Below are 9,602 nucleotides of genomic sequence, written 5' to 3'. Positions count from 1 at the left end.
TTTATTTGCTCTCCAGCATCGTCTTAAAATGTGCTAATTCCAGTACCGAGCGATCATTGACAATGCGCTTCAAAGGTGCGACTTTTAGGCCCTTTAAGTGCCAATGACCGGCCAATAGCAGTTCGGCAACACCGTTGAAGGGTCCCAAAGAGCAGACAGTACCGAGATTATTGAAGACAAAGGGTGCTGTTGGTTTTCCCTGCAGCTTGGCCACAATATTTTTAGCTGCAAGCGTCGCTTCTGCAATCGAGATCTGTCCAGTAGTCGGATAAAAACGGCCATCGGGACTTGGCACAGCTGAAACATCCCCGATCACAAACTCATTTGTATCATCAGGCAATGACAAATCAGTCGACACAGCCACACGATTGCGGTGCTGCTGGTAGCCAGAATCGGCGATGACGTGGCTGCCCTTGACACCGGTCGTCCAGATAATGGTGTTAGCAGTAAAACTCAGATCCTTGCTTAAGACACTATTGGCCGTAATCTCAGTAATTGGTGTGTTCGTATGAATTTCAACACCGTGTTTTTCCAAGTAATCAATCGCATATTTTGCAAGGTTGGGACGCAGCATAGGCAGAATCTTCGGTCCGGCCTCAACACAATAAATCTTGATTTTGTCCTTTGGCAAATCGTATTTTTTAATTAGTTCGGGCAGACGATAGACCAGTTCACCCAAATATTCAATTGAAGTAAAGCCTGCACCACAGACAATAATATGTAAATCGTTCTCATCCTGACTTTTGCTGTAGTTGGCAAGCGTCTTTTCAAGATGTTTCCTAGCCGCTAAAGCTGATGGCACATCGATCAAAGGCAAACCAAATTCGTCAGCCCCTTTAATGCCAAAAGTCTCCGATTCAAATCCCAAACAATTAACCAGGTAGTCATAACTGATGGCTTGAGAATTTTTTAGCTGAACCTGCCGTTTTGAACGATCGATCTTCAGTACTTCGTCCTTAACAAAATGAACTTTTGGACTGATAACATCCATAATTTTAAAGGTAATATCATCAGGTTCTTTTGTACCGGCCGCAATTTCGTGCAATTGTGTTGATTCGTAGTGGTAATCATTTTTGTTTACCAAAACGATTTGGGCATCCGCCTTTAACCGTATCAACTCTTTAACCGTACGTAATCCGGCATAGCCCGCACCCAAGACAACAATTTTTTTCATAAACTCGTCTCCATAGATAAAATCCCAAGATTTTTGATTTGCAGGATTGACCTAAAAGCTGAGAAACCGCTCCAAATCAATTAAACCTTATAATCATTTCTATTTTAGTCCAATTTATCAAAAGCTAATTCACAATCTCACAAATTAGTCCAGCATGGCTAAGGCCTTGATGGAGCGAATCAGAATTTTCATGGCTGGCTCATAGTTCGACAGATGAAAATATTCATTTTTTTGATGTGCAGTCGATGATTGGCCGATAAAACGCGTCCCATAGCAAACCCCTCGCGGCATCAGGCGGCCAAAAGAAGCACCAGCCGAAACATTTAGATGCGTCTCTTTGCCAGTCACCTCTTTGTAAATACGAAGCAGGCTTGTGACGACCGGATCTTGACTTGATAACAGATGCGGGGCCATACCGTCTCCTTCTGCTTTTGCAGTGATCCAAGGAAAACGGTCGGACACCAGACGGGCAGCCTCGTGTTCATGAAAGCCAACCGGATAACGCAAATTCAAGTTAATGGCCGCTTGATGACCGGCTTGCCAGTCGATGATACCGGCATTCAGAGTGGTCTTACCCATGTCTTTGGTTGTGACCCCGATACCCAGCTGTTCGCCAAAATAATCCTGATGCAGGACATGACCGAGAAAATCCAGCCAGCGCGCCGCCGTCTTTTCAAACGAATATTGGCTAAGAAACAAAGCCAAATATGTTGCTGCGTTTTTACCCTCATCAGGCACAGAACCGTGTACCGAAAAACCGTTTAACACAAAATGACTGTTTGTTCCTTCTTGGGTCAAACTGCCAGTGATACCTTGATCAGCCAAGAATTTCTGAAAATCGATCTGCACTGTGGCCGCATCTAAATTAAGGACATCAGCAGTAGCAACGCCTGGAACGATATTAGATGCTTTACCAGCTTGAAAAGACAGTAATAGCGGTTCATTTTTGTCTGTCTGAATCGAGTGGCTATCAGACAAAAGATCCAAATGCGCTATGCCTTTTTCAGCATTCTCGACAATAAAATCACCATCTGGTGAAAAACCTAAATCCGGCCGGCCTTCAGCAGCAAAATAGCTGGCCATATCATCCCAGTCGTTTTCTTCGTCCGTGCCGATAATCAGACGCACTTTGTTTTTAAATTGGCCAGCCTGATCCTTTAAGGCTTTTAAGGCATAATAAACAAGCATGTCCGAGCCCTTCATATCATCAGCGCCACGGGCATAAAGACGACTACCGACAATTTTCGGCACAAAAGGATCGCTATCCCATAATTCGCGGTCAACAGGGACAACGTCCACGTGAATTAAAATTCCGACAGTTTGCTTGGCATCCTTTGGCCCGATTTCGATATAACCAGCTTTGTTTGCCACATTGCCGGTGCGATCAAAACCATCTCTTTTAGCAAATGCGAGCATCTTATCTAGTGCGGCTTTCGGGCCGGGGCCAAAAGGATGCGCCTGATCGGCGTGCTGATCATCACGAATTGAATTAATAGCTAATAGTTCCTTTAAATCTGTCAGCCAAGCATCATGATTTTCTTCAATAAAAGCCATTTCAGACATTGTCAACCTCCACCTCTCTGATAAATGCGCCTAAATGCTTAAAAAATTCTGCTGGATGATCTTGGGCATGCGAATGACCACCGTCTTTTGTCACTGCCAGACGGCCATGCTTGAGATGTGCCAGCGATTTCTTTGCCGAAGCAATCGGCATTGTATCGTATTCGCCGAAAGTCAATAAGACGGGCAAATTAATCTCGTCCAAGCGCTGAGAAACATCCCAACCCTTCATTGCACCTGTCACGACAAACTCATTATTACCTTGAAAGTGATTGTAAACAGGTTCAGCCATCATCGCCATCCCCTGATCCGGATTATAGTTCGGATCACGGTTCAAATGGGCTTTATACAGCGCCACCAAATCCTTGTGATAACGCTGATCGGCAAAATCACCGGATTTTTCGATGCTCTGCATGTAAGCTACTTCTTGTTCACCAAACATGTCCAAACGTTCCTGATTAATCTGGTCGACATAATCGGCAATGTTATCCGTCATGGAAAACACAATCCCAGCCTTTAAATGTTTGGCAAAATCCGGACGCAGCATGTACTCGTAAGTCAGCATCCCGCCCCAAGAATGGCCAATCAGATAAAAATTATCTAGGCCGAAAAGTGCCCTGACTTCATCAACTTCCTGAACATACCGGTCTAGTGTCAAATATTTATCAACTTCTGTCTGCTTGGAAAAATCTGGTGATTCGCTGTGAAAGGATCCTAATTGTTCATAAGCATAGATTTCAGCATCCAAACCGCCAAATTCCTGCAGCTGGTCAGCCCAGGGAATGAACTCGTTGGCATCATCTCCAGGCCCGCCGTGCAGCGCGAGAATCTTTATTTTTGCATCAGGATTGCCAAAACGGGCACCCCAGAGATCAAAACCGTTTTTCAAATGAAGAATCTGTGTTCGATGTTTCATGAGTTATATTGTGTCGGGATCGTTAATTTGTCCCTTTTTTCCTTTTTTAAGAGTGTGATTAATTCTTCCAAACTGAGATTTAATGCCTGCATATATCGAGCATTTTCAATCCCTACAAAACGAAAGTGCCAAGATTTATATGCGACACCGGTCTGAGCTTCTTTGTCCTTTGGAAAGCGAAGAATAAAGCCATACTTGCTGCAATTAGCGATCAGCCACTGCTGCGAGGATAGCTGGTCAGATGCTGTCGATAGGCCGCCCATTTCATCGAGAAAGCTTTTATCGATCAAATCGACTGCCAATCCCGTATGGTGTTCAGAAGCACCAGGCTCGGGCATTGTTTGCAAAAGCTCGGATGCTGCCTCGATGCTTGTTAATCCTTGTTTTTTCAAAAGTCTGATTTGTCGATCATACCGCTGTTTTTGCTGGGCAATAGATTTGTAGCCGCAGACCAGTGTGATTTTAAACATATGCCGTTCTGCATCACTGATCAAATGCATCAGATTGTCTAAAATGCCCTTGTCAAAAGATTGTCGGCCGATTTTAAAACGATCAAAAACCAGCTCAGACCGCAATTGATGTTGGCGATTCACAAGTCTCAAAAAGGGATTATTTAAATAAGCTTCCTGCGGAAGATCAATTTTAATTTTTGGCATACAAATATTCTTTCACTGTAAATTACTTTTAACTTGAGTATACGCCGCAGCTATTTTAATGATGCCCAGACTAAAGAACCCAGTTCGGAAAACAGATTAATAATGCTAAGGCGGCTCTGCTGCTGGGAATCATACTGGGTCATTAAAATCATTGTGGCTGTCTGATTGCCCTTTTCAAACAAAATCGCATCGTGGTCAATGCCGTCATCTTCACCGCTTTTATTGTAAAACTTGGCTCGCTGGTCACTGGATTCAGCAAAAGATATTTCAAATTTATCCAAAGACTGCTGATTTAAAAGTGCACGCTTGGTCAAAGGAAAGCGCATCAGCGCAGTCAAAGCAGCAGCTAGATCATAGACGTTTGTCAAATTATCTTCGGAATTTTTAAAATCCATAAATTTTCTCGCTAGAATGGTTTTCGGATAACGACTGCTAATCCAATCGCGCAATGGCGCGAGACCGGCAAATTCGATTAAAGTATTGGCTGCGCGATTATCCGACAGGCTTAGCATCATCGTGATTAAATCCGCTAGCGAAAAATTATCTGCCTGCAAAATCGACGTGATGCCTGCACCAAAAATCAGTGAATCTAATTTAGTTGTCTGTTCGGTCAACTCCTGCTCAGAATAATGTGTCATGTAAAAATCTGCAATCATGAGTTTGATCAGGCTTGCACTAGGCAGGGTACGGTTAGCGTGATAAGTAAATTGTTTATCTTCAAATGCCAAATAAAAAGAAAAATTGGTCGTCGGGCTGACGCCTTCCAAAATATCTTCAATTTCCTGGCTGATTTGCGAAAAGTTCATTGCCATGGCAGCTCCCTTAAAGCATCATTTGCCACAAATTGCTCATTAAAACGATAACCATTGGCTTCATCTGTCAGCCAGCCTTTAAAAATCTCCGTCTGAAACATCAGAGCAGAGTCCAAATCAATAAAACGGACATTGGCATAGGACGACGCCATAGCTGCAGCAAAAGCAATGCCGATATTTGATTCAATCATGCAGCCGACCATGATCGGCAGGTCCAGCGATTCAGAATAATCCAGCAGTGCCTTGGCTTGAGAAATACCTGCGGTTTTTTCCAATTTAACGTTATAACCAGTGAAATCAATCCCAGGACGTAATTTACGGGCATCATTAAAATCATGAATCGACTCATCTAAAATAATCGGAAAATGACTGCTGCTGGTTAGATCAGCGTAGCCATCTTCATAGCCGACCGGCAAAGGCTGTTCAATACAAGCAATCGGTAAGTTAGCCGCAGCAGCCAATTGATCAAATTGACGCGATTTAGCGATATTCCAAGCTTGATTGGCATCAACTCTAAAAACAACTTTGGGGAATTCCTTGGCCAGCTGCTGGAGCTTTGCAACTTCTTCTTGAATCGGACTATCGCCCAATTTTATTTTCAAAGTCGAAAAACCCGCCCTGATCAGTTTTTCTGCTTGAACTGCCATGCTGCTTTCATCATTAATACTTAATGTGTAGTCTGTTGTAATATGCGTTTTCGGACTGCCAAAAAAATGCTGCAAACTCGTCTGCCGGTCTTTAATAATCAGGTCCAAAGCCGCCTGACTAACTGCGTTTTTAGCAGCTGTATTGCCTGTTAGCAGCTTGCTGACGAAATCATCAAATTTGCCGATATTTTCAAAATCATGCTGCACAATTGCTGGGAAAATAACTTGCGTTAAGACACCAAAAATACTGGCATCGCTGTCACCTGTCACGCGCAAGGAAGGAATCGCCTCCCCATAACCCTCGTGGTTTTGGTCTGATTTTAATCGGACAATCCAGCCGTTAGCTTTGTTCTGGGCATGCAGAGCAGTTTTGAAAACGGTTTTTAACGGTACTTCATAATGAGCAAGTTTGCATTCAATGATCTTCATGTAATCTAGGGTACTAAAAAACCAGCCTGATGGCTGGTTTTATTAATCAATATTCCAATAAAGCGATGAACGGGATGTTTTCTGTTTCCATGATTTTTTCGCGGCCGTGCAGATCTTCGAGTTCAATAAAGAATCCGCAACCGACAACGATGCCACCTAATTGTCTAATGAGGTCAATCGTAGCTGTAATCGTACCACCAGTCGCCAAGAGATCATCGACAACGAAAACTCTCTGTCCCGGTTTGATTGCGTCAACATGCATCTGCAGCTCGCTGTGGCCATATTCCAATCCGTAACTGGAACTAACTGCTTTGCGCGGCAGTTTGCCATATTTTCTAGCCGGTACAAAGCCAATGCCCATCTCGTAGGCCATCGGAGATCCAATCACGAATCCTCGTGCTTCTGGACCAGAAATAATATCCGGTTTTAAGGGGCTGGCGAAATTAATCAGCTGATCAATTGCTTGCTTATAGGCAGGACCGTTACCGATCAGTGGATTGATGTCGCGAAACATTATCCCCTTTTTCGGAAAATCCGGTGTGGTCGCAATATAATCATGTAAATCAATATCCATTTTCAGCTCGCTTTCGATATGTGTCAGACTCAGATAATTCAGCATGCCTTGCTTTTGGATTAACAAAAACAACGCCATCAACAATTTTAACAAATCCTAATTCCAAAAAAACTTTTTGATAGAAATCATTTGGTGAATAAGTCACATTTCTTGTTGAAAAATAGCTATAAATGCGAGCGAAAACGCTTCGATCTGGAACCGCCTCTTCACTACGAATATCATTGGCGATAATCTGCAGTGTCTGATGGCTGCGCCATTCATTGACCGAAAGTGTCCCCACAATGGCAATTGCTTCGCCAATTTGTAATTTGCCAATCAGATCCGGGCGGTTGAAAAATAATATCTCACCCTGAAAATCACTCACAGTCAGCTTGAAATGCTTTTTGTCAGCACCAAGAATTTGGATATTCTGCAGGTGAAGATGCTGAAATTCAAAAACAGGTTCTGGATTTTCCTGGCCAAAAGGCGCTAATTTCTCGAGGCGCTGATAGGCGGCTAGCGAAACCTGCTTGGCATCAATATCTGCATCAAGCAGGATTTTATCTTTCGGAAAATCAAAGCTGGTGTCATTTAAAATATGATCCAATCTGGGTAAATCAACTGCTGGCAAACTGAGGCCCGCTGCTTGTTTGTGCCCACCAAAAGACAGATATAAACTCTTGCCTTTTTCCAGTAATGTATAAAGATCAAAATCACCGCAGCTCCGGCCGGATCCCTTGGCAACGCCATCTTTAATTGAGAAAACAAGTGCCGGACGGTTGAATTGTTGGGCTAAACGGCCCGCAACAATGCCAATGACCCCTTCGTGCCAATTCTCACCAGCAGCAACAATCACATCGGAACGGTCCATATGTACTTGTTTTGCAGCGGCCTCATAAACTTTATTGGACTCAGTCCGTCTTTTCTGATTACAGCGTTCAACTTCTTTGGTCAGTTTTGCAATCATAGTTGGATCCTGGCTTGTTAACAACTCAACACCCATAGAGGCATCAGCCATGCGTCCTAATGAGTTCAGCCGCGGCGCAATTTTAAAAGCAATATCCTGAGCAGATAAATGTTTAATGGGCAAGGCCGCCTTTTTCATGATGCTTTGCAGTCCTGGATTGCTGCCGGATTTCAGCAAGGCAATCCCTTTTTTGATCATGGCACGATTTTCACCTAATAAGGGCATCACATCAGCAATCTCTCCAATTGTTGTCAGTGGCAGATACTTCTCCGCCTTCTCCGGCCCAATCAAATAGCTGGCGATCTTGTATGCAAGGCCAGCAGCTGAAAGTCCTTTGAAAGGATAATCGGGAGACAGGTCAGGATGAATAATCACTTTTGCATTCGGCAGCTGATCGGGAATCTGATGGTGATCAGCAATCAAGACATCGACACCTTGCGAATTAGCCAGATCAACAGCTTGGTTGCCGCTGATACCATTATCAATTGCAAAAATAACTTGAGCCCCTTCGTCAATCAAACGCTGATAAACAAGCGGATTAGGGCCATAGCCATCTTTGAATCGATTTGGGACATAGTAATCAGTTTTGGCACCTAAGGATTTCAGCAAATCATATAAAATGGCCGTACTTGTCATACCGTCCGCGTCATAATCGCCATAAATGACAATCTGTTCGTGACGGCTGATGGCCAAATCCAACCGTGTCTTCAGCTGCTCGATTTGTGCCAATCGGCTAGGCGCAATCAAATCGTCTGCGTCTGTAGCCAAAAAATCATGAATATCACTGAGCGTAGAAAAACGGCTGGCCAAAATCCGGCTGGTCACTTGATCGAATGAAAAATGCGTCATCACCGCATTTTCAAACTCGTTGTCGACTGTTTTTTTGACCCAAGGATATTGATTATCAAGCATGAGCTTTAACCAATTTCTCCGTGACAGGGACCTTAGCAGGAATCGGAAAGACAGCTAAGTCGTGAGCAAGATCTGTGTTCTTAAAAACAGCTCTGGCCTCATCCAATAAATTATCAGCGGCTCTGCCCAAGTAGCGTGCCGAAATATGCGTCAAAATTAAATGTTTAGCCTGAGCTTTTTTCGCATTTTCAGCCGCTTGGACACAAGTGGAATGGCCGTGTTTTTTGGCCATGGCTGTGTTTTGTCCATCATAGGTCGATTCATGAACCAGCAGGTCGGCGTTTTTGGCAGCTTCAATGATTGCTGGGTTGGATTTAGTATCCATAACAATTGTCACAATCCTGCCAGGCCGATCAGGCCCGATGAAATCAGCACTCTTCAACACGCGACCGTCGGGCAGGCTAATATCCTGGCCAGCTTTAATTTGTCCAAACAAGGGACCGGATTTTAAGCCAAGGTTTAATAGCTTAGCCACCTGAAGTTCGCCGACCGCGTCAGCTTCAACAATACGATAGGCATAATCTTCAATGCCGTGGTTCATCGCAAAAGCCGTTACTGAAAATTGTTTATCTTGAAAAACAACGCCTGGATGCACCTCGACAAAATCCACGCGGTACTGCAGACGGACTTGTGCTGCTTTCAGTGCAGAAAAAACGTATTGCCGCAAACCAGCTGGCCCATAAATGGTCAAATCACTGGGACGGCCCTGATCAATTGCTTCGGATCCTTGAAAATTTCGCGAAGTCAAAAAACCCGGCAGACCAAAAATATGGTCGCCATGCATATGACTGATAAAAATCTTCGTGATCTTGCGCGCTCTTGTATTTGATTTTAATAATTGATGCTGCGTGGCTTCACCGACATCAAACAGCCAAACTTCATTTCTCTCGTCTAAAAGACGCAGCGCAATTGACGTGACGTTTCGTTGTTTACTCGGTTGTCCAGCACCTGTTCCTAAAAATTCTATTTCCATATC

9 protein-coding genes are annotated in these 9,602 nt (G+C 43.8%); all 9 read right to left on the bottom strand.

Annotation, left to right across the window (positions count from 1 at the left end; translation table 11 throughout):
* Position 1: 1 nt before the first annotated feature.
* The 9 genes from OKIT_RS06815 to rnz all read right to left on the bottom strand — a co-directional run bounded on the left by OKIT_RS06815 (position 2) and on the right by rnz (position 9,599).
* Positions 2-1,174: an NAD(P)/FAD-dependent oxidoreductase gene (locus OKIT_RS06815; protein ID WP_007746417.1), complete on the bottom strand. Its 1,173-nt coding sequence runs from the start codon at positions 1,172-1,174 to the stop codon at positions 2-4.
* A gap of 144 nt (positions 1,175-1,318) precedes the next feature.
* Positions 1,319-2,737 (bottom strand): dipeptidase PepV, encoded by a 1,419-nt coding sequence (gene pepV, locus OKIT_RS06810; protein WP_007746415.1) that lies wholly within the window; start codon positions 2,735-2,737, stop codon positions 1,319-1,321.
* The gene (locus tag OKIT_RS06805) at positions 2,730-3,650 is read right to left on the bottom strand and encodes a proline iminopeptidase-family hydrolase (RefSeq protein ID WP_007746414.1); all 921 of its coding nucleotides are present in this window, start codon (positions 3,648-3,650) and stop codon (positions 2,730-2,732) included. The genes pepV and OKIT_RS06805 overlap by 8 nt, the downstream gene beginning before the upstream one ends.
* Complete coding sequence (locus tag OKIT_RS06800; RefSeq protein ID WP_007746412.1) at positions 3,647-4,306, bottom strand: M15 family metallopeptidase; 660 nt, start codon at positions 4,304-4,306, stop codon at positions 3,647-3,649. The genes OKIT_RS06805 and OKIT_RS06800 overlap by 4 nt, the downstream gene beginning before the upstream one ends.
* 50 nt (positions 4,307-4,356) lie before the next feature.
* On the bottom strand, positions 4,357-5,118 hold the full coding sequence (locus OKIT_RS06795) for a serine hydrolase (RefSeq protein WP_028291725.1): 762 nt from the start codon (positions 5,116-5,118) through the stop codon (positions 4,357-4,359).
* A complete protein-coding gene (locus OKIT_RS06790) occupies positions 5,109-6,194 on the bottom strand; it encodes a dipeptide epimerase (protein ID WP_007746409.1) in 1,086 nt (361 codons plus the stop codon). Before OKIT_RS06790 ends, OKIT_RS06795 begins: the two co-directional genes overlap by 10 nt.
* Positions 6,195-6,240: 46 nt before the next feature.
* The gene (locus OKIT_RS06785) at positions 6,241-6,768 is read right to left on the bottom strand and encodes an adenine phosphoribosyltransferase (protein WP_007746406.1); all 528 of its coding nucleotides are present in this window, start codon (positions 6,766-6,768) and stop codon (positions 6,241-6,243) included.
* Positions 6,758-8,626 carry a single-stranded-DNA-specific exonuclease RecJ gene (gene recJ, locus OKIT_RS06780; protein WP_007746404.1) on the bottom strand — a complete coding sequence of 623 codons (1,869 nt, stop codon included), beginning with the start codon at positions 8,624-8,626 and terminating at the stop codon, positions 6,758-6,760. Before recJ ends, OKIT_RS06785 begins: the two co-directional genes overlap by 11 nt.
* Positions 8,619-9,599: a ribonuclease Z gene (rnz, locus tag OKIT_RS06775; RefSeq protein ID WP_007746402.1), complete on the bottom strand. Its 981-nt coding sequence runs from the start codon at positions 9,597-9,599 to the stop codon at positions 8,619-8,621. Before rnz ends, recJ begins: the two co-directional genes overlap by 8 nt.
* Positions 9,600-9,602 lie beyond the last annotated feature (3 nt).

This window comes from Oenococcus kitaharae DSM 17330 (assembly GCF_000241055.1).
In the GTDB taxonomy this organism is placed as follows: Bacteria; Bacillota; Bacilli; order Lactobacillales; family Lactobacillaceae; genus Oenococcus; species Oenococcus kitaharae.
This window is presented reverse-complemented; position numbering and strand designations above follow the sequence as displayed.

What these genes read in the sequence shown, in the direction of transcription:
- OKIT_RS06815 (WP_007746417.1), bottom strand. Translation starts at nt 1,174, where the DNA reads ATGAAAAAAATTGTTGTCTTGGGTGCGGGCTATGCCGGATTACGTACG.
- OKIT_RS06795 (WP_028291725.1), bottom strand. Translation starts at nt 5,118, where the DNA reads ATGGCAATGAACTTTTCGCAAATCAGCCAGGAAATTGAAGATATTTTG.
- OKIT_RS06805 (WP_007746414.1), bottom strand. Translation starts at nt 3,650, where the DNA reads ATGAAACATCGAACACAGATTCTTCATTTGAAAAACGGTTTTGATCTC.
- OKIT_RS06785 (WP_007746406.1), bottom strand. Translation starts at nt 6,768, where the DNA reads ATGGATATTGATTTACATGATTATATTGCGACCACACCGGATTTTCCG.
- pepV (WP_007746415.1), bottom strand. Translation starts at nt 2,737, where the DNA reads ATGTCTGAAATGGCTTTTATTGAAGAAAATCATGATGCTTGGCTGACA.
- rnz (WP_007746402.1), bottom strand. Translation starts at nt 9,599, where the DNA reads ATGGAAATAGAATTTTTAGGAACAGGTGCTGGACAACCGAGTAAACAA.
- OKIT_RS06800 (WP_007746412.1), bottom strand. Translation starts at nt 4,306, where the DNA reads ATGCCAAAAATTAAAATTGATCTTCCGCAGGAAGCTTATTTAAATAAT.
- recJ (WP_007746404.1), bottom strand. Translation starts at nt 8,626, where the DNA reads ATGCTTGATAATCAATATCCTTGGGTCAAAAAAACAGTCGACAACGAG.
- OKIT_RS06790 (WP_007746409.1), bottom strand. Translation starts at nt 6,194, where the DNA reads ATGAAGATCATTGAATGCAAACTTGCTCATTATGAAGTACCGTTAAAA.